This is a genomic window from Acinetobacter guillouiae (genome assembly GCF_002370525.2).
In the GTDB taxonomy this organism is placed as follows: Bacteria; Pseudomonadota; Gammaproteobacteria; order Pseudomonadales; family Moraxellaceae; genus Acinetobacter; species Acinetobacter guillouiae.
The window spans coordinates 4,384,624-4,405,967 of the sequence record NZ_AP014630.1; the positions used below are offsets into that span (position 1 = coordinate 4,384,624).

At 38.9% G+C, this 21,344-nt stretch carries 18 protein-coding genes; 5 read left to right on the forward strand and 13 right to left on the reverse strand.

What is annotated here, in order from left to right; genetic code table 11:
- Nucleotides 1-191: 191 nt before the first annotated feature.
- Complete coding sequence (locus AS4_RS20445) at nucleotides 192-1,517, forward strand: OprD family outer membrane porin (protein ID WP_096735327.1); 1,326 nt, start codon at nucleotides 192-194, stop codon at nucleotides 1,515-1,517.
- A gap of 102 nt (nucleotides 1,518-1,619) precedes the next feature.
- On the opposite strand, the gene ppa is transcribed toward AS4_RS20445, so the two are convergent.
- Nucleotides 1,620-2,144 carry an inorganic diphosphatase gene (gene ppa / locus AS4_RS20450; RefSeq protein WP_004725270.1) on the reverse strand — a complete coding sequence of 175 codons (525 nt, stop codon included), beginning with the start codon at nucleotides 2,142-2,144 and terminating at the stop codon, nucleotides 1,620-1,622.
- 121 nt (nucleotides 2,145-2,265) lie between these two features.
- The gene (locus AS4_RS20455) at nucleotides 2,266-2,664 is read right to left on the reverse strand and encodes an MAPEG family protein (protein ID WP_004725268.1); all 399 of its coding nucleotides are present in this window, start codon (nucleotides 2,662-2,664) and stop codon (nucleotides 2,266-2,268) included.
- Nucleotides 2,665-2,731: 67 nt separating this feature from the next.
- On the opposite strand from AS4_RS20455, the gene AS4_RS20460 reads away from it, so the two are divergent.
- Nucleotides 2,732-3,157 carry a hypothetical protein gene (locus tag AS4_RS20460; RefSeq protein WP_051065591.1) on the forward strand — a complete coding sequence of 142 codons (426 nt, stop codon included), beginning with the start codon at nucleotides 2,732-2,734 and terminating at the stop codon, nucleotides 3,155-3,157.
- 84 nt (nucleotides 3,158-3,241) lie between these two features.
- Here AS4_RS20460 and AS4_RS20465 read toward each other — a convergent pair whose 3' ends face one another.
- The 8 genes from AS4_RS20465 to AS4_RS20500 all read right to left on the reverse strand — a co-directional run bounded on the left by AS4_RS20465 (nucleotide 3,242) and on the right by AS4_RS20500 (nucleotide 12,893).
- Nucleotides 3,242-4,915, reverse strand: a complete 1,674-nt coding sequence (locus AS4_RS20465) for a long-chain-fatty-acid--CoA ligase (protein ID WP_004816532.1) — start codon at nucleotides 4,913-4,915, stop codon at nucleotides 3,242-3,244.
- A 149-nt stretch (nucleotides 4,916-5,064) separates the two neighbouring features.
- Nucleotides 5,065-7,284, reverse strand: a complete 2,220-nt coding sequence (gene parC, locus AS4_RS20470) for a DNA topoisomerase IV subunit A (RefSeq protein ID WP_034612682.1) — start codon at nucleotides 7,282-7,284, stop codon at nucleotides 5,065-5,067.
- Nucleotides 7,285-7,527: 243 nt separating this feature from the next.
- On the reverse strand, nucleotides 7,528-7,830 hold the full coding sequence (locus tag AS4_RS20475) for a hypothetical protein (RefSeq protein WP_096735328.1): 303 nt from the start codon (nucleotides 7,828-7,830) through the stop codon (nucleotides 7,528-7,530).
- A gap of 184 nt (nucleotides 7,831-8,014) precedes the next feature.
- A complete protein-coding gene (gene niaP, locus AS4_RS20480; protein ID WP_004816527.1) occupies nucleotides 8,015-9,334 on the reverse strand; it encodes a niacin transporter NiaP in 1,320 nt (439 codons plus the stop codon).
- A 54-nt stretch (nucleotides 9,335-9,388) separates the two neighbouring features.
- Complete coding sequence (locus AS4_RS20485) at nucleotides 9,389-9,892, reverse strand: GNAT family N-acetyltransferase (protein ID WP_096735329.1); 504 nt, start codon at nucleotides 9,890-9,892, stop codon at nucleotides 9,389-9,391.
- Between the two features lie 61 nt (nucleotides 9,893-9,953).
- Nucleotides 9,954-10,598 carry a trimeric intracellular cation channel family protein gene (locus tag AS4_RS20490; protein WP_004816523.1) on the reverse strand — a complete coding sequence of 215 codons (645 nt, stop codon included), beginning with the start codon at nucleotides 10,596-10,598 and terminating at the stop codon, nucleotides 9,954-9,956.
- A gap of 61 nt (nucleotides 10,599-10,659) precedes the next feature.
- The gene (locus AS4_RS20495) at nucleotides 10,660-11,127 is read right to left on the reverse strand and encodes a YchJ family protein (RefSeq protein WP_096735330.1); all 468 of its coding nucleotides are present in this window, start codon (nucleotides 11,125-11,127) and stop codon (nucleotides 10,660-10,662) included.
- Between the two features lie 182 nt (nucleotides 11,128-11,309).
- Nucleotides 11,310-12,893: a TerC family protein gene (locus AS4_RS20500; RefSeq protein WP_004816521.1), complete on the reverse strand. Its 1,584-nt coding sequence runs from the start codon at nucleotides 12,891-12,893 to the stop codon at nucleotides 11,310-11,312.
- Nucleotides 12,894-13,266: 373 nt separating this feature from the next.
- On the opposite strand from AS4_RS20500, the gene AS4_RS20505 reads away from it, so the two are divergent.
- A complete protein-coding gene (locus tag AS4_RS20505) occupies nucleotides 13,267-13,899 on the forward strand; it encodes an LOG family protein (RefSeq protein WP_004816519.1) in 633 nt (210 codons plus the stop codon).
- A 97-nt stretch (nucleotides 13,900-13,996) separates the two neighbouring features.
- Here the strand turns inward: AS4_RS20505 and AS4_RS20510 are convergent, their stop codons facing one another.
- Both AS4_RS20510 and AS4_RS20515 read right to left on the reverse strand, forming a co-directional pair.
- Nucleotides 13,997-14,350, reverse strand: a complete 354-nt coding sequence (locus tag AS4_RS20510; RefSeq protein WP_096735331.1) for a GlpM family protein — start codon at nucleotides 14,348-14,350, stop codon at nucleotides 13,997-13,999.
- Between the two features lie 100 nt (nucleotides 14,351-14,450).
- The gene (locus tag AS4_RS20515; protein ID WP_096735332.1) at nucleotides 14,451-15,215 is read right to left on the reverse strand and encodes a hypothetical protein; all 765 of its coding nucleotides are present in this window, start codon (nucleotides 15,213-15,215) and stop codon (nucleotides 14,451-14,453) included.
- 479 nt (nucleotides 15,216-15,694) lie between these two features.
- Here AS4_RS20515 and uvrA point away from each other — a divergent pair, with 479 nt between their 5' ends.
- On the forward strand, nucleotides 15,695-18,526 hold the full coding sequence (gene uvrA, locus AS4_RS20520) for an excinuclease ABC subunit UvrA (RefSeq protein WP_096735333.1): 2,832 nt from the start codon (nucleotides 15,695-15,697) through the stop codon (nucleotides 18,524-18,526).
- A 253-nt stretch (nucleotides 18,527-18,779) separates the two neighbouring features.
- Complete coding sequence (locus AS4_RS20525; RefSeq protein WP_096735334.1) at nucleotides 18,780-19,349, forward strand: hypothetical protein; 570 nt, start codon at nucleotides 18,780-18,782, stop codon at nucleotides 19,347-19,349.
- Between the two features lie 79 nt (nucleotides 19,350-19,428).
- Here the strand turns inward: AS4_RS20525 and AS4_RS20530 are convergent, their stop codons facing one another.
- Nucleotides 19,429-21,141: a GGDEF domain-containing protein gene (locus tag AS4_RS20530; protein WP_034612708.1), complete on the reverse strand. Its 1,713-nt coding sequence runs from the start codon at nucleotides 21,139-21,141 to the stop codon at nucleotides 19,429-19,431.
- Between the last annotated feature and the right edge of the window lie 203 nt (nucleotides 21,142-21,344).

A 21,344-nucleotide genomic window follows, 5' to 3' on the forward strand; every position in this document is an offset into this window, starting at 1 on the left:
ATCATCATTTTAATAAATCTTTAGAACTTTTTCTCATAAGTAAAGAAATTAATATTGCGTAAAAGATTACAGAAATGTAATATTTTTAAGCAAAAGAGATTCCCTTTTTATAGATTAAATATACAATTCATCCACAATCTGTTCTGAATTCGATCAGTCAGTGCAATCTATTCTCGTTCACGAGGCAATTCATGTTGAATGCTCCAAAACTTACTTTAGCTGTATTAATTAACGCGGTTCTAATATCCCCTACATTTGCTAGCGAACAAAGTGAAGCAAAAGGGTTCGTTGAAGATGCCAAAGGTTCTGTATTGTTTCGTACAGGTTATATCCTTCGTGATAAAAAACATGGTATTGACGATCAAAGCTCATTTGCACAAACTGCAATTGTTGACTTAGATTCAGGCTTCACTCAAGGTATCGTCGGTTTCGGTGTTGGTGTGGTTGGTGATGGTTCTTTTAAAATCGGTCCAAACAACCATGCTGGCAATAATATGATTGCACTCAAAAATAATGGTGCAAGAGACGCAAATGGACGAGTTGATCCATATGATCATTGGGCACGTGGTGGCGCAAACGTAAAAGCTCGTTTCTCAAATACGACTGTACGTTATGGTACACAAGTTTTAGATTTACCTGTACTGGCAAGTAATACAACACGTCTTGTTCCTGAATATTTTACAGGTACGTTATTAACCAGCCATGAAATTAAAAATTTAGAACTTGTTGCTGGTAAATTCACTAAAGACCAAATGTCTGATCAGATCAGTACTGATGGTAATAAATTAGATGATGCGATTGTTTGGGGTGCTAAATACAAATTTGATGACCAACTGAGTGCATCTTATTATGGTTTAGATTCTAAAAATGCGTTAGAACGTCATTATATCAATGCAAATTATAAATACCCATTGGCAAATCAAAGTTCTTTAACTTTTGATTTCAGTGGTTATCACACCAAGTTTGATAAAAATGCCAATACCTATTCTGCAACTGGTCCTGTCGATGTGGATTATGCAAGCACAGGTAAAGCAGGCGTAGAAAAAACCAATAATATCTGGGCATTGTCTTCTACTTATAATCAAGGTCCGCACACTGTGATGTTGGCTTACCAACAAAATACCGGTGATGTGGGTTATGACTATGGTCAAAATGCTGACGGTTTCCAAAGTATTTATTTACCAAACTCTTATATGTCTGATTTTATTGGTAACCATGAAAAATCAGCACAAGTTCAATATAACCTAGACTTTAGCAATTATGGTGTTGCTGGCTTAAATTGGACCACAGCATTTGTTTATGGTTGGGATATTAAAGTCCGCAATGTAACTGATGATGCACAAGAACGTGAATTCTTTAATCAGGTGAAATACACCATGCAAAGTGGTTTTGCAAAAGATGCGAGCTTACGTCTACGTCACTCTTACTACCGTGCAAGTGAAGCGTATAATCCTGTCTATATTGGTGATACCAATGAATGGCGTATTTTCTTAGATATTCCTGTGAAATTTTTCTAATTTAGAATAAAGCCACAGAAACAAAAAAACCTGCATTGAATGATGCAGGTTTTTTTATGGATTTGAACATTTTTCAATTTTCAAACCACGTTTTAATCAGGCTTATTTTGCAGCTTCGATTGCTTTTAAGACTTCAGCTTTGGCAACTTCTGAACTTTCCCAACCTGTCAATTTAACCCATTTGCCAGGCTCTAAATCTTTGTAATGTGCAAAGAAATGTTCAATTTGATTCAACAACAAAGCAGGAAGATCTGAATACTCTTTCACATCTTTATAAAGCGGAGTCAATTTATCATGTGGAACTGCGATTAGTTTCGCATCGATACCACCATCATCTTCCATGTTTAATTTACCAACAGGACGACAACGAATCACTGAACCATGTACCAATGGGTGTGGAGTTACAACCAATACGTCTAATGGGTCACCATCTTCAGACAATGTATTTGGTACATAACCATAGTTCGCTGGGTAGAACATTGCTGTACCCATGAAACGATCTACAAATAAAGCATCTGAATCTTTATCTACTTCATATTTAATCGGTGCAGCATTTGCTGGGATTTCGATAATTACGTAGATGTCATTTGGTGCATCTTTACCAGCAGGAATATTGCTATAGCTCATAGGATACTCTTTCAAGTGAGGTCTTATTTAAAATCTTGTCGATTATAACGCTAAATTGCGCAAACAGATGCGGATTATACATTTTGCATCATCAAAATGAATGAATTTCATCGAAAACTGTTTAGACGATGCGAATAACCAATAACAATAAAATAATTGGGCAAGCTAAGGACAAAGCCCAAATAATGGTACGTAGCGCTGAAATATTCGCCAAATAGCAAATTCCATAAATAATGCGTAACACGATATAGGCAATCCCTAACATCATAATCAGATGTTGTGATACCACCATATACTCTGCCATTAAAATCGCAGCAATAAATAAAGGTAAGCTCTCAAAACTATTCTGTTGTACTGCATTGGCACGTGCCGCTAAGCCTGTGGTTTTGGCTAAAAATTCACGTGGATTCTGATTATCAGCAGCTTTAAAACCACCAGACGCTTTCGCAATAATGGTAAAAACATAAGGAAGTAAACAGGCAATTAGAATTAAATATATGATGCCATCTATCCCAGACATGATTTTTTCTCATGAAGTGTTAATGCGAGTTATCATAGCATGGCATGAACAGAATATTTTTTGTTAAATGCAGAGTTTTGCAAAATTGTGTAGTGAGGACAATAACGTGCAACCAGATCAAAATGAATTGTTTGAGGTTTTAGAAAAGCAGCGCCATCAACAAGCGGAGATTGATCGTATTCTTAAAATTGTATTGCCAATTTTGGCTTTTCTCTTGTGCGTGATTTGTGCAAATTACAATTGGCAATCCACCTTGGGGACGCTTATTGTTTTGGTGGTGGCCTTTTTTGCGGTCGGCATAAAGCGTATGAATCTATACTTTTGGTTAGCCATTATTGTCGTATACTGTTTAATCGATATTTATTTTAGCTATGGCAGTATTCATCCTTCTGCACTGGGTCGTCAAATGGGCACGATGCTGACTTTTACAGCAATTGTTGGCTTAAGCCGCCCCTATATTGACGGTTGGTATATTCGTTCGCATAAAAAATAAAATCACCATATAAAGCGATTGATTGTTTTACCTCAAGCATAAAAAAGCGCCCTTGTTGGCGCTTTTTTATCTTTAACTTTTCAATTATTTACGTAAATCTTTACGTAGGATTTTACCTACATTTGATTTTGGTAAATCATCCATAAATTCAACATAACGCGGACGTTTATAACCAGTTAAGTTTTCTTTTGCATATTCAAGAACTTCTTCAGTGGTTAAAGACGGATCTTTTTTCACCACAAATAGTTTTGGCACTTCACCAGATTTTTCATCAGGTACACCAATTGCAGCCACTTCAAGCACTTTTGGATGCTGTGCAATCACTTCTTCAATTTCAGAAGGATAGACGTTAAAGCCTGATACTAAAATCATGTCTTTCTTACGATCGACAATTTTGAAATAACCGCGGGTATCCATGATCCCAATATCACCGGTACGGAAATAACCGTCAGCTGTCATGACTTTTGCAGTTTCATCTGGGCGATTCCAATAGCCTTTCATCACTTGAGGGCCACGAATCGAGATTTCACCCTGCTCACCTTGTGACAAATGATTGCCATCATCATCTAAGATCGCAACATCAGTCAGTGGTAAAGGAATACCAATTGTACCGCTAAACTCAGTCGTTGCAGGCGGGTTTGCAGTTGCAACTGGAGACGTTTCAGATAAACCATAACCTTCAATAATGATGGTTCCAGTAACTTTTTTCCATTCTTCAGCGGTTGACGGCAACACGGCCATACCACCACCCATCGCCATTTTTAACTTACTGAAGTCGAGCTGTCTAAATTCTTCATTATGTACCAACGCATTGAACAAAGTATTTACCGCAGGGAAGAAACCCGGTTGGTATTTACGTAATTCTTTAATCACCGCAGGTAAATCACGTGGATTTGGAATCAGAATATTTGCCTGACCTTTATACATACCATACATCGCACACACCATGAATGCGAAGATGTGATAAAGCGGTAAAGCACAGAAGATACGATCATCTTTCGCGCCATCACCTTGACCAAATTTACTTTGGAAAATGCCATCACATTGCAGCAAGTTTGCTACTAAGTTACGGTGCGTCAGTTCCGCCCCTTTGGAAACGCCCGTAGTACCGCCTGTGTACTGAAGTACAGCAGTATCACTGAGGGTCATGGTTGGACGTTTATAATTGCTCGGGCTTACTTTTGCCAATGCTGCATTAAACTTAATATGTCCTGGAATATTCCAGTCTGGAATTTGTTTACGCACTTTACGTAGAACAAAATTCACCAAAGTCCCTTTTAAAGTACCCAACATATCGCCAACGGATGCAACAACAACATGTTTTACAGGTGTTTTGCCAATAATCGCTTGATAAACAGTCGCAAAGTTTTCAACAATGACTAAAGCTTCAGCGCCTGAGTCATTAAGTTGGTGTTCTAATTCACGTGCTGTATAAAGTGGATTCACATTCACAAGTACCAAACCTGCACGGAATACACCTAAAGCAACAACGGGATACTGAAGGACGTTAGGCATCATCACTGCAACACGTGAACCTTTTGCCAAACCTAAACTTTGCAAATAAGTCGCAAATTTACGGCTTGCCAATTCAAGGTCACTGAATGACATCACTTTATCCATGAAGATAAAGGCATCACGTGAACCAAATTTTTGGAAATTACGCTCAAAAATATCAATAAGAGAGCTATTTTCCTGTGGCAATTCTACTGTTTCTGGAATTCCAGTTTTTTGATATTCAGCGAACCAAACTTTTTCCATAATGCCATAATCTCCAATCAGTAATCCTTAGTTTTAAACTGTTTTTCTCAATATTGAACATAATTTTTTGGCTTCTTTGTGCTCAATATTGCATCCATTTTCACGAACACTTTGCATATATAACGTATTTCAATCCAAGGATGCTAGTTTTATCTTTGAATCAACAGTTTATTTGCTTTTTGATATCCACGCGGTAACAACTGACCTTTTGATGCGCGTTTACCAATATATTTCTGTAAATCTTCCCCTTTTAATTTTAATTGTTGCTGCCCTGCAAGCACTTGTATTACTTCATCTAAATTCAAAGTTAACATAAACTGAACAGACTCATTAGTTTCAAGTTGTATCAACTTATTTCCTTTACCTTTATTCAGCGTTGGCAACTCAGATAATTCAATTAAAAGTAGCCGTCCTGCTGAGCTGAGTATAGCCAAATGAGTATGATTTTCAACGACTTCAATTGGCATTGCTGTCGCATTTTCAGCAACTGTCAGGAATGTTTTACCCGCTTTGGCATTGGTATCCAATTGTTTAGCTTGCGATTTAAAGCCATAACCTTTTGAACTTACAGCAACTATTTCTTTTTCTTCATCTTCAATCAGGACTTGCATAAAGCCCACACCATTGGCTGGAGAAAGTTTTGAACTCAACGGTTCTCCTAAACCACGCGCCGATGGCAAACTATTGATGGCCAAAGCATAACTTCGTCCAGTTTCATCTAAAATATATACTTTCTGATTGGACTTGCCTTGTGCTGAACTCAAGTACTGATCACCAGCACGGAAATTTAATTTTTCAACATCAATATCATGACCTTTGGCTGCACGAACCCAGCCCGCTTCAGAAAGGATCACTGTTACCGCTTCAGCAGGCATTAAATCTTGTTCACTAATGGCCTGTGATTCTTCACGTTGCACAATCGGTGAACGACGATCATCACCAAACTTCTTCGCATCATCTTTAAGTTCTTCGATAATTAAAGATTTTAATGACTCAGGATTTGCAAGTTGTTCACGAATCACCGCTGCTCTGGCCTCAAGTTCTTCTTGCTCACGGCGCATTTCCATTTCTTCAAGTTTTGCCAAATGGCGTAACTTAAGCTCTAAAATTGCTTCTGCCTGAACTTCATCAATATTGAAACGCATCATCAACACGGGTTTAGGTTGATCTTCTTCGCGAATAATTTTGATCACTTCATCAATGTTCAAATACGCAATGATCAAACCACCAAGAATATGTAGGCGCTTTTCAATTTTATTCAGATGATATTGCAGACGACGTGTGACAGTACTCTTACGAATTTCAATCCATTCTAATAAAATGCGACGGATTGATTTAACTTGTGGACGACCATCAGCACCGATCATGTTCATATTGACACGATAGCTCGACTCTAAATCGGTTGTCGCAAACAAATGGCTCATGACTGCATCGGCATCGATACGGTTTGAACGTAATACAATCACCAAACGTGTTGGGTTTTTATGGTCTGATTCATCACGTAAGTCACTGACCAATGGCAGTTTTTTGGCTTGCATTTGATCTGCAATTTGCGTGATGACTTTTGAGCCAGAAACCTGATATGGCAGCTCAGTGATAATAATTTCATTTTTTTCAATGGTATATACGGCACGGGTACGATAGCTACCACGTCCAGTCATTTGAATTTTTAATAATTCATCACGTGGTGTAATAATTTCTGCTTTGGTCGGTAAGTCAGGTGCAGGAATATATTCTGCAATTTTTTCATCTGTTAAGTTTGGATTACGGATTAAAGCAATCGTACCTTTAACCACTTCACGTAAATTGTGTGGCGGAATATCCGTTGCCATTCCCACTGCAATACCAGTGGTACCATTGAGTAAAATATTTGGTACACGTGCTGGTAAATTGACAGGCTCTTTCATTGAACCATCAAAGTTATCTTGCCAATCACAGGTTCCTTGACCTAATTCAGAAAGCAACAAATCACTATAAGGTGAGAGTTTGGCTTCGGTATAACGCATGGCTGCGAATGATTTAGGATCATCAGGCGAACCCCAGTTCCCTTGCCCTTCAATAAATGGGTAACGGTAACTAAATGGCTGTGCCATCAACACCATAGCCTCATAACAGGCTGAGTCACCATGCGGATGGTATTTACCCAATACATCACCGACTGTACGCGCAGACTTTTTCGGCTTACCGCTTGGTTTTAATCCCAATTCGCTCATCGCATAAACGATACGGCGTTGTACAGGTTTTAAACCATCACTAATGTGTGGCAATGCACGATCCATAATCACGTACATGGCATAGTTGAGGTAAGCTTGTTCAGTAAATTCTGCTACGGAACGATTTTCTGTCGCATGATGCGCAAGGCTTGTCATAACAACCTTTTATCCTAAATAAGTGCGTTCTAAATAAATGTTTTGTATCTACGTTCTTATGCTAAGTCGCAGGGTCTGACTACACAAGTGCAAGTGTACCCTACAACGACAAATTGCGTCTTTAGATCTTTCTAATGACGTAAAATTATCCATTTTTTAAGAAATGAGCAACTTTTATTTAAACTGCTATTTTTAAATTGGGGTATGCGCTTTATTTCAAATGAAATTTATAAATGCTGAAACTTATTGAAGTGGTCCATTTCGCGTTTTTATAGAATGAATGCTCGAACTCAACAACCACCCGATCCCATATAGAAACAGTAAAGTAACAGGAACCACAAAACTGTACGCTTGCATCCAAGACAGCCGATCGAATAAAGGACCTAAACCAATTGCATTAAATGCCGACACTTGAAAACCTATCGGTAATTGTAAGAAAACAAAGTTTCCTTTGTTATCCGTCATTGGATCTAACGCGATATAAAGACAAAATGCGCTAAGCAAAAGATAAACAATACAAAAGCTTAATCCTATTTTACTTTTCATTATTTCGCCCTCAATACTGGTCTGATCTATTTGATAATATCGCTATGAATGATTGGTTTTTTTAATTTTAACGTTAGAGAAATTAAAATGGCTGAGAGGCAAGATTAACCCTATATCAGCCATTGTATACTTTTTCTTTGTTATCGTTTTTTAGCGCTATGTTTTTATATATTTCAATAAACCACTATAACCCAATCTCTTCTAAGGTCTTACCTTTGGTTTCTTCACCCAAGACCAAAACCACAGCGGCAACAGCGAAAAGTACAATCGTAAACATCATAAAGACGGAACTAAACCCATCACTTGCCACCATCATATGGGTCACCACCAACGGTGCGACAATTCCCCCCATACGACCGATTGCAGATGCCCAACCTGAGCCAAAAGCACGAATATTGGTTGGGTATTGTTCAGGTGTATAAGTATATAGCACCCCCCATGCACCCAAATTAAAGAACGACATTAAGCATCCCCACAACATAATCATATTGACTGAGGTCGCTTGACCAAAGAAGTAAGCAGAAAGCGCACACATAGCAATAAAACCAGCGAGTGTTACTTTCCGTCCAAGCTTTTCCACCAACCAAGCCGCAGCCACATAACCGGGTAATTGTGCCAAAATCATCCCGAGTACATATTCAAAAGACTGCACAATGGTATAGCCCTGCTTGACTAGCAAACTTGGTAACCAAGTAAAAATGCCATAATAAGAATAGACGATACCAAACCAAATCAACCACAGCATCAAAGTACGACGGGCAAAAGCACCTGACCAAAGCTGTGAAAATGAGATCGTTTGTTTTGCTGAAACAGGTTTGACTTCAATGGTTTCGATCACTTCTACCCCACACTGCCGTTCCAGTTTCTGTACCAGTGCATGGGCTTCTTCAATTCGTCCACGATTAATCAAATAAGGAACCGATTCAGGCACTTTTTTGAGAATCATAAAAACATAAATTGCAGGTAAACCACCAATCAAAAATGCTATATGCCAACCATAATCAGGAATTACAAAATAAGAAATAAGCGCAGCAACAAGCCAGCCAAGTCCCCAGAAACTTTCTAAAAGTACGATAAATCGACCACGTACTTGAGCAGGAATATATTCACTGACCAAAGTTACAGCCACAGGAAGTTGTCCACCCAGACCTAATCCAACAATAAAACGGAACAGCAATAACCAAGTCAGATTCGGCGCAAAAGCACATAACGCGGTTGCAATGCTATAGGTCACCAAAGTAATCGCAAAGACTGTTCTACGACCAATTCGATCAGCCAAGCCACCTGAAAATACAGCACCAATTGCCATACCCACAAAGCCAATGGAGACCACCCAGCCTTTTTCAGTAGGGGTCATTTGCCATTCTTCTGCCATTTTGGTGAGAATAAAGGAGATCAGTCCTGTATCCATGGCATCAAACATCCAGCCCAGTCCGATCACCCAGAGTAAGGTATAGTGAAATTTACCTATGGGTAAGCGTTGTACACGTGATACTAAATCCATAATGCACTCAACAAATATGTAAAAGCAGAAACAACTTTGGCTCGCTGTTTAATTTTAAAGACTGAACAGCAGAATTTCTCCTGCTAGTCCGTCAAAATCTTTAAACTCTTGAGAATGGAAACCATTGTTTATCAATATTTTTCTTGAAGGTATATTTTCGGGATCAATAATAGCCATGAGATCCTTTAAATATGCTTGTTGTTTTGCATGCTCAATTAAAAATGTAACAACCTGACTGGCAATACCTTTCCCCCAATATTCGGGTAAAAGCATATAACCCAATTCCGCAGTTGTTGCTGTTGGCTGATCCAACTCAAGTTTGGCTAAACCGATAAAGTCATTTGTTTGAGCATCAAGAATTTTATAATTTCCCAATGCTACATCATAGGCATTCTTGGATAAAATCTTGGCAAATTCCGTATGTGCTTCCTCAAGCGTTAATGCCCGCTCGGTAATCATTTGCATGACTTTAATATTTTTGACCAATTCAAAATACACAGCAAAATCTAGCTCAGTAAATTTTTCAAGTTTAAGATTTTGCTGAATCAGATATGACATACCAAGCTCAAATTTAAACGTAGCGATTCACAGTCAATAGCTGCTGTTCAAGCATCCATTCTTAGGACTCATCTTTAGAAGATGCCGATTGTTCATCATGATCTTTATAGATAAATTTCGGCATTTCCAAACCAAAATAAATCGCCACACAACGTAATGCAAAACCAAAAACTAAAGTAGAAACTACGGTAATTTCAAGCGATAAACCAAAATCTATACAGAACCAATAGAAAATCACCGCAACAAAGGAAATCGATGCATACAGTTCACGACGGAAGACCAGCGGAACATCATTACACAGAATATCCCGTAGAATACCACCAGATACCCCTGTTAATACCCCAGCAACCGCGGAAACCACAAAACCATGCCCCATTTGCAAGGCAATTTGACAGCCAATAATGGTAAAACCAATTAAGCCTAAAGCATCCAACAATAAGAAAATGGAATGTAAGTGCTTCATCCATTTGGCAATAATAATGGTGACAAAGGCAGCACAGCATGTCAGGACAAGGTATTCAGGATGTTTGACCCAAGTCAGTGGATAATGTCCAAGTAAAACATCTCGCACAGAACCGCCACCGAGTGCAGTGACACAGGCTATCAGTATCACCCCAAACCAGTCCATACTACGTCGTCCTGCGGACAACGCTCCAGTCATGGCTTCTGCTGTAATGGCTATAATATAAATAATCGTCAGTAACATTGCCCTTCATCCACTGATGGGAAAAGATGCGCGCTATTTTAAGTCAAAAATGATCTAAAAGTTATAAAAATTGTGCGCAACATTGCTTAAATTTTTTGGCGGATCCACAAATACATGGCTGTTTCATGGTGATAGGCTGATCTGTGGTTGGATCTAAGAAATACCATACACCATCATGCTGCACAAAGTGTGAAACTTCATGGTGTATTTGAGCCTGCTGACCATCATGAAAATGTGCTTTAAATTCAACTTGAGCATGATTTTTATCGAGCTTTTCTTGGGCTTGCACCACTTCGAGACTGAGCCATTGATTGGCTTTGCTCCAGTCTGAAATCGCTTTAACATCCAAAGCTTGCTGCTGTCCAAGCGCAGTGGTCTGAACAATATAATCAATCTCATGTTTGACAAAAGCGCTATAACGCGAACGCATCAACTGTGCTGCTGTCTTGGCTTTGTTCTTCCCCAAATGCAGCGGCTGACAGCATTCAGCATAAAGTGCTGAACCACATGGACAGGATAGATTGGACATGAAAATACTCAAAATCTGAATAGGCTCAATGATAATCCAACCCAGCAGGAAATCGAAACCTATTCTTTCTATATAAATGATGTCATCCAGATATCATTTTAACGATATGGTTTAAATCATTATTCGCAATGACCAGATAGCAAGAAGCCAGTCTTTCGACTGGCTTCATTACAACAAATTCATTAGGACTCGGCATCTTTAGATTTTGTTAATGCCATAATATGCACCTTCTCAATCTTATGCCCATCCATCGTTACCACTTCAAACTCATAACCATCGACTTGAAGCTTTTGACCATTTTCAGGCAAACGCCCGAGATGGAACAAGATATAACCCGAAAGGGTTGAGTATTGTTCTGACTCATCGACTAAATCACGACCTAACAGCAAAGAAACATGACGAATATCTGTTGAACCTTCAAGGATCAACGAACCATCTTCAAGACTTTCCGCAGCAGCCTCTAGTTCATCTTCATCAGGGAACTCGCCTGCGATTGCTTCAAGCACATCAATCGGCGTTGCAATCCCTTCAATTGACCCATATTCATTTAATACAATCGCCATTTGTAAGGGTGCCTGACGCAGTTGTTCCATCACCATCAACACTTGCGCATTTTCATGCACAATCACAGGCTCGCGTAAGTGTTTTTCAAAATTTAAAACACCCGTTTCGATATAATCATTTAAAACTTTATGGGTTAAAACAATACCCGCAATATTATCCAATTCACCATGTGCCAAAATTAAACGTGAATGTGACATTGCCATCAAATTTTCTTTAATGCTGGCTTCGTCTTCATCCAAATCTAACCATTCTAGTTCAGGGCGCGGTGTCATGACCGATTTTACTGGACGTTCTGATAGTCCCAAGACCCCTTGAACCATAACACTATGGTAAGCACCATTTTCATCATCAAAAATTTCATCTGCCAGTGCTTGTGTTGCGATCACATCATCCGCTTTACCATTTTGACTATCGGCACTTTTTCCGCCTAACATTTTCAATACCGCAGAAGCTGTACGGAAACGTAAGTCGGTCGTTGTCACCATTTTCTCTTGGTTTTTACGCATGGTTTGGTTCATAAATTCGATCAGTACCGAGAAACCAATCGCTGCATATAAATAACCTTTTGGAATGTGATAACCAAAACCTTCGACGATCAATGAAAAACCAATCATCATCAAAAAGCCAAGACATAGAATCACGACTGTTGGGTGCTTATTGACAAAGTCCATCAAGGCTTTTGATGCCCACAGCATAATAGCTACAGCAATCACCACAGCGATCATCATCACTGAAAGTTCTTTCACCATTCCCACAGCGGTGATCACACTATCGAGGGAGAATACTGCATCTAAAACAACAATTTGGACAATGACCATCCAAAATACAGCATGAACAGGATTTTCTTCTTTAAGATCCTGACCACCTTCAAGGCGTTCATGTAGTTCCATTGTGCCTTTAAACAATAAGAACACACCACCAAACAGCAAGATCAGATCACGGCCAGAAAAAGCATGCTCAAAGAGATGGAATAATGGTTCGGTTAATGTCACCACCCATGCAATGGATGCCAGTAACACCATCCGCATACAGAGAGCAAGTAAAAGCCCAATAATCCTTGCTTTATCACGTTGTTCAGGCGGAAGTTTTTCTGCCAAAATTGCAATAAATACAAGGTTATCAATACCCAAAACGATTTCTAAAACAACTAAAGTTGCAAGACCAACCCATGCAGAAGGATCAGACATCCACTCAAGTATCATTGATCTTGCTCCATTGAAAATGTGCAATAGCTATTTTCAGCATGTGAGAACTGTAAATTTCGGAATTGAGAAGAAAACTTTAGTGTATTTTGAACTATTATTTTGTCTAAAGATTGTGCATTTTCGGAGCGACTACAACCACTACCCATGATGATTCATTTGTTGATAAATAAGCGTTAATTATAGGCAATCCAGATAGGAATTTCATCTCATTTATCAGGATTTTTACTGATTTATCTAAAATTAAATACAAAATCAAAGTGATACAAATCATTGCAAAAGCGCCGATAACACAACATGTTTTTGTCACATTTCTTACTTAAAGTAGTAGAAATGTATAAGAACATGATAAGTTAAGGTGAAAAAATAAATTATGAATAGTGTATTGCCTGTAATGATGAATAAACCTTTCGAATTAGATCAACAACAACATAAAGCCACACAATGTTTAATCGCGCTCTATTGTGGCTCCCGACCTGGAAATAACCCCACCTATCGAGAAAAAGCCATCCAACTTGCCCAAGGCATCGCAGAACAAGGTTTTGGAATCGTCTATGGCGGTGCAAGTATTGGCTTAATGGGCCAAGTTGCAGATACGGTCACGGAACATGGTGGTGATGTCGTTGGTGTTATTCCCGAATTTATGCTGGATTATGAAATTGCCCATAACCAATTAACAGAATTACATATTGTGCAAAACATGCATGAACGTAAGGCAATGATGGCTGAACGCGCGAGTGCTTTTGTCGCTCTACCTGGTGGCTTTGGTACCTTTGAAGAAATTCTAGAAGTCGCGACATGGGGACAATTGAATCAACATCAAAAACCGATGATGTTATATAACGTCAATGGTTTCTATGACCATTTGATTGCGCAATTAGACCATGCTGTTATTGAAGGCTTTTTACCACCTCAGCATCGGGCAAAACTGATTGTGTGTAATCATGCAGATCAAATTTACAATGCCATTAAGAACCTAGAAAGCCCAAAACAGTTTATTGTTTAAACAGCTCATTATTAAAAATGAGCCTTGATCAAAGGCTCATTAACTTTACAATCAACTCAAAAGTATTCATTGCAACTCTTTTTATTGATTCAATAAATCATAAAACCGATCCATTCTGAAACAATTGCCATGCATAAATCAAAACCGCAGCAGCCACAATCCAGCATAACATTGCAATCCCTAAACAAGACCACATCGAAAGCTTAGTTGCCAATAAATAGACCGTGAACAAATAAATGAAATACGGTATCAACGACCACAGCCCGAATAAAGCTGTTTGCTTTAAGGCTTCAGCACCTTTTTCCTGCGCCACAATCACATGTGCGATCAATGCAAACGTTGGAAAAAGTGGGACTAAACCTGCAATATAAAATGCCTTACTTTTTGAAAGAATTGAAATCAACAAAACCACTGCTGCACCCAGAATACATTTCAAAAATAAAGACAACATCTAAAATTACTCGAACACATGATCAGTGCAAGAGTTTACGCCAAGCGTGTAAATTTGAAATCTAAAATATTAGAAATTTAATGCGCTATAAGTTAAAGCTTTAAAAAGCGCGTTTTAATTTGCCACGGTTAATAAACGCAACCAAGCCCATGACAATCGCCATCACAATAAAAAAGATAAATTTTAGCTCACTTCTACTCAAGTGCGTCTCAGATTTATTCACTTCAGCTTGGGTAAAATCAGCTGGTACTGGCGGTAAAGGTGAGGCATAAGTGGCTTGAATATTTTTAAAATTTAATTCACTGAGTTCAGCAGGCTTTTCACCCTTGCCCACCAAAACATAAGCCGCAACAATGTCAAAATCCAAAGGATTTTGAATGCCAAATTTCACTTTGGTGGGTTCATAAGTGTTGTATTCAGGGATCCAGTCATTCACTTGACTATAAATACGAATGCTATCTGTTTTTTCCAATATCGGATCTGTAATCAGCTGTTCTGAAGCATCTTCAATGAATGTGTTTAAGCCTTTGAATTGCTTGAGTGAATATTGATTGGTTTGCGTCAAATTTTCTGCAATCAGTGTTTGATATACAGTATGCTCACTGGGATTGGCTTTATTTAACAGGCCCTGATTGTCCATGACAAACTCAACTTTTGCAGTAAGTCCTGGATAATTTTGTCGTCCAACCAAATAAACCGCTGTCCAAATCTGATCCCCCGCTTGTACATCTTCTAATTCTAATTCGTACAATTGATTGGGTTTTAAATTTAACACTTGATCAAATAAAACTTGTGAAGTCTCGCCTGCCAAGACATTGCAAGAAAATGCAAAACAAATAACTGATATAATTTTTCGTATATTCATTTTCGAGCCCTCCACAAGTGCGATAGATATCACACATTTTATAATAAAAACAATGGTTAATCACAGAACCTTTGTCTAACAATTCTCTTTTTTAGATAAGTGGTTATTGATTGCATCACAGGACCAATCTTAAAGCTGATCTGATTTACTCGTTCTACCCTATGCAATATCAAAATAAGTACTCAGAAATCAGCACAGCATCAAAAAACTGACTGCATATCTCATTTTTCTTCAGTGACTTATTTTAAATAAATTATAACTTTGATTTTAAAGTAGCTGAATGCGACCCTATGAATTGTTTAAAACTATCATAAATATATGAATCTTATTATTTTATTCAAAAACTCAAACTCCATCACAGTTTTAAATGGTCAGTTACATGACACAATTTGTCGTTTAAAAACTATTTTTTACAGCTTGAACAAAATTAAATCGCTATCATATACCCCTTTAATTCGCATAATTTCGAGAAAGCTTTTATGAGTCAAAGTCATATCCGTATTCGAGGCGCACGTACCCATAATTTAAAAAATGTGTCACTCGATATTCCACGTGACAAGTTTGTGGTCATCACAGGACTCTCAGGCTCAGGGAAATCATCTCTGGCTTTCGATACCTTATATGCTGAGGGTCAGCGCCGTTATGTCGAATCTTTATCTGCTTATGCACGTCAGTTCCTTTCACAAATGGAAAAGCCTGAAGTTGATTCAATTGAAGGTTTAAGCCCTGCGATTGCGATTGAACAGAAGTCTACCAGCCATAACCCCCGTTCAACCGTGGGAACCATTACTGAAATCTACGACTATTTACGTTTACTGTATGCACGTGTTGGTACACCTTACTGCCCAGAGCATGACTTGCCGATGGTTGCACAGACTGTTTCTGAAATGGTCGATGCAGTGAAAGGACTGGAAGAAGGTACAGCGTTGATGCTCCTTGCACCAGTTGTTCGTGAGCGTAAAGGCGAATACAGCAACCTGTTTGAGCAATTACAAAGCCAAGGTTTTGTCCGCGCGCGCGTGGATGGTGAAGTGATTGATATCGATACACCACCAGAACTCGATAAAAAGAAAAAGCACACCATTGAAGTTGTGGTTGACCGCTTTAAAGTCCGTGATGACTTAGGTAACCGAATTGCTGAAAGCTTTGAAACAGCATTACGTTTAGGCAGTGATCTGGCGATTTTATCGTGGATAGGTGGTGAACATCCTGACCGTGTATTTTCAGCAAAACATTCCTGCCCTGAATGCGACCGTGCTGTTGCTGAACTCGAACCACGTTTGTTCTCGTTCAATAACCCATTTGGTGCCTGCCCTGTCTGCGACGGTTTAGGTACCCGTAGTCATTTCAGTGCTGAAAAACTGATTCCAAGCCCAGATGTTTCTATCAGCCAAGGTGCAATCCGTGGCTGGGACAGACAACGTCCATACTATTACAGCATGATTCAGAAAGTTGCAGATCATTTTGGCTTTTCTTTAGACACGCCTTGGAATGAACTCGACGCTGATACGAAAAAGAAATTTCTTTACGGTACAGGCAAAGAAAAAGTTGATCTTAGCTATATCGATGAGCGTGGTCGTAAACACAATCGGGTACAACCTTTTGAAGGTATTTTGCCTCATTTAGAGCGTCGTTATCGTGAAACTGAATCTAATTATGTCCGTGATGATCTGGCGCAGTACTTATCCAATGCCGCTTGTGATGCTTGTGGCGGCTCACGTTTAAATGAAATTTCACGTCATGTCCGTGTTAAAGACAAAACCATTGCCCAAATTACCAAAATGTCGATTGGTGATGCTGAAAGCTACTATCAAGATTTAAATCTTGAAGGTGCCAAAGGTGAAATTGCCGATAAAATTTTTAAAGAAATTCGCGAGCGTTTGCACTTCCTTGTATCAGTCGGTTTAAATTATTTAAGCCTGTCTCGTTCTGCTGAAACACTTTCAGGTGGTGAAGCACAACGTATCCGCCTAGCCTCACAAATTGGTGCTGGTCTAATGGGGGTGATGTACGTTTTAGATGAGCCATCCATTGGTTTACACCAACGTGATAATGATCGTTTACTTGAAACACTGGTTCGTTTGCGTGATCTGGGCAATACCGTTTTAGTGGTTGAGCATGATGAAGATGCAATTCGTGCAGCTGACCATATTATTGATATCGGTCCGGGTGCTGGTGTACATGGCGGTCATATCATTGCCGAAGGAACCTATGATGAACTCGCAGCCAATGAGAACTCACTAACAGGAAAATACCTATCTGGTAAGTTAAAAATTGCGGTGCCCAAAGAGCGGGTTAAACCACCTAAACCTGAAGAACAAATTAAACTGATGGGCGCATCAGGGCATAACTTACAAAATGTTGATTTGACGATTCCTTTAGGTGTGATGACTTGTGTGACAGGTGTTTCGGGTTCAGGTAAATCAACCTTAATTAACCGTACCCTGTTACCACTTGCAGCGACGCAATTAAATGGTGCAACCACCTTAACTGCTGAAAAGTTTGATTCGATTGATGGCTTACAGTTCCTTGATAAAGTGGTAGACATTGACCAAAGTCCGATTGGGCGTACTCCACGTTCTAACCCAGCGACATATACTGGTTTATTTACCCCGATTCGTGAATTGTTTGCGCAAACCCCTGAAGCTAAAGCCCGTGGTTATGCTGCAGGTCGTTTCTCGTTTAACGTCAAAGGCGGGCGCTGTGAGGTGTGTGAGGGGGATGGTATGATCAAAGTTGCCATGCACTTTTTACCCGATATGTACGTGCCTTGTGATAACTGTCATGGTCAGCGTTATAACCGTGAAACCTTGGAAGTTGGTTATAAAGGCAAGAATATTTCTGACGTATTGGAAATGACCGTCGAAGATGCAATGCATTTCTTTGATGCAATCCCTGTGATTCACCGTCGTTTGGAAACCTTAAACCAAGTCGGGTTAGGCTATATCCGCTTAGGTCAGTCTGCAACAACGCTATCTGGTGGTGAAGCGCAACGGGTCAAACTGGCACGTGAGCTGGCAAAACGCGATACAGGTAAAACCTTGTATGTACTGGATGAGCCAACCACTGGTTTGCATTTCCATGATATTGCCAAACTGCTCGATATTCTTCATGAACTACGCAATAAGGGCAATACCATTGTGGTGATTGAGCATAATCTCGATGTGATTAAGACGGCGGACTGGGTGATTGATTTAGGCCCTGAAGGTGGCGCAGGTGGTGGTCAGATTATTGCGGAAGGTACCCCAGAACAGGTGGTGAAATCTAAAGTTTCACATACAGCGAAGTTCTTAAAGCCGTTGTTGAAGTAATTCCCTGCATCTTTCACTCTCTCCTTTAAATAAGGAGGGAGTTTCTCTCTTTATCCCATATGGATTAGGGGTAAATTAATCATCTAAGCTCGAAATTAAATAGTTCATATAATTTTTATAAAACTCAGATTCTCAGCCTTTTTCTTCATATATTTCAATAATCATCTGCTTAATTTTGGGATTTTCTAAAGCAAATTTTGCATTTCTAATTTAAACAAGGCAAGATCAATGCATAGCACAGGATATTTTCCTTATGAAGCTTCTTTACTTATGTTTTTTAGTCCCAAGTATCTGTTTACTCAGCAGTTGTAGTATAAACATTGCGGGTGGTAATGGCAGACCCGACAATCCTTATTTTATCACCACCCAGCCCTTACTGATTAAAAAAATACAGCTTCCTGTTGGCTCTACTTTGACCTACGAAAAACTGGGCTTTAAAACCGGCAGACAAAGTCAGTTAATGAGTGAAAGTAAACTGCAAAGCATCTCAATGCCGAGTGGAAAAACCATCACTTGGGGTGGTGTACCAATCAGTGCGATCAACAAATTCACCAACTCAGAAATGCGCGGCTTTAGCCTTAAAGCAGAATTTAAGCAACTTGCTCCCAATCAAAACTCTGGTTTCTCCAAACAGTGGCAACGTTGTGGTGATGATCTGGGGATTGGTATTAAAAATACAGAGGATTGGTCATTTAATCTCAATAATATTGTCGATGTGGAAAGCTGTAGTGTCCTGTATCAACGTCACTTTCAAGACAATGCAGAACAGCAACAATTTTTAAATCAATTGTATGCTGAGTTACGTAAAGTCACTGCAAAATAATTCAATATTCTTATTATTGAATGCTGATGATCAATCAATATTTTCTAACCGGTTAATCATCATCAAGATTCCCAGTCGATCATCCCACGACTTTATTTCGACCTTGTGCTTTGGCCTTAAATAGCGATGCATCTGCCCGATTAAATAAGGCTTCCCAACTTTCAGCCCCTGTTGCCACGCCAATACTGACAGAAACATTGAGCTGTTCGTTAGACATTGAACTGTTAAAATTTAACCGTGAGACATCAGCCAAAATGCTTTCAGAAATTTGCAACGCCCAATCCCATTGAATACGATCAATCAAAATCAAAAACTCATCGCCACCAAAACGTACAATCAAATCAGATTGCGCAATATTTGCTTTTAAACATCGAGCAATTTCAACAATAACCGAATCACCTAAAATATGCCCAAAGCGATCATTCACATATTTAAAATTATCAATATCCACCATGATCAAGGTCAACTCTTGAAACCGCTCCGTTTGTGTCGCAATATTTTTTAAATAAACATCTAAAGCCAATCGATTTGAAACACCGGTTAAACTGTCAGTGTTGGCGCTATTTTGTAATTGAAATTCAAAAGCATCGCGTTGCTTGAGCATTTCTTTTAATTTATCAAGCGCATCAGTTAGGGTATGCACCTCTTTGGTTTGTATCGAAGCATCCCCTAAATAATCACGCTCTTGTACTTGTGACAGTTCCAAAATCATATTTCTTGCATATATCAAGGGTTCAAATAACTTTTTACGTGTATATAACATTGTAAAAACTGCGACCGACAATGACAAAAGAGAAATAAATAGCGTGATAAAAAATTGACGTTGCTCCGATTCCATTCGATGACGTGCACTTAAGGCATGGGTTTCTAGTAAATATTTTTGTAAATTTACCACCGTGGTAAACTTATCCACGATTGCATCTGTCAGTTGGTTTGCCGTTAAAAAATAAGGCTGCTGATTTCTGCTCTCTTGCACCAAACGATTTACAATGGGTAAACCTTGGTCAATAAATTGAGTTTTCACTTGACCATATAAATAAAGATACTCAGGGGTTTTTAAGGATTCTATTTGCATGGTATCCATCAAACGCCATAAATATTTAACCTGTTCTTGCGTTTGTAATGAGCGTGCTTTGTTATATTCAGGCAGGGGTTCGGAAAAGCTCAGGGGTGCCATGATGTTAGACGCAACTCGTCCAGATTGATCTCGTAAATCAGCCAATATCAGCACAATTGAAGCATAATCTGTCACATCGCTATTATTCTTTTTTGAATGGTTAATTAATTGCTGCAACATGGCTCTACAACTGTCCCACGCCCGAAACATTCCCTGAATCACTTGATCCATTTGCACTGAATTACGTTCTTTTAACGGTAAGGCTAAATAAGCATCGACTTGTTTGCGGGCGATGTTCAAATCATGTCTTAACTGAACATCAACTTGATCCGCCAAACTGGTAAACCCCGCCTTGTTTAAGGTCTCGACGGTTAAATTAATCTGCTGATCTACGTCCTTACGATAGTCCTGCAATTCTTTTATTCTGTCTGGAAAATTTGCTGTCGTGCTCGACATTGCTTTATTTGTTGGCGCTCTTTCCCGTGAAATTTTATTGGATGTTTCAGCAAAAACTTGCAAGGCTTGAATATTGACTAAAGCTCGATTTGCTCGACTATACTCTCGATAATTACTGATGATTTGTGGAACAGCAATTAACAAAACAGACAAAATGATGACTGACATGAGGATAAGCAAACGCGTGCTTATTTGTTCTGATCTGAGTTCATGCACCATCACCATGGTCCTGTGGGAAGTTATATCGCAATAAAGCTAAAGAAATTTTGTTTATATTATAGAATATATACACATAAACTACTCCACATAATCAAGTTTAATCTACAGCGTTCAACGCCTTTATATTATCGTTTTTATAGATGAGTAATATTCAAAATTCACATTTTACATATAAATAGAATTTGCATAAAATTGGACTTAGA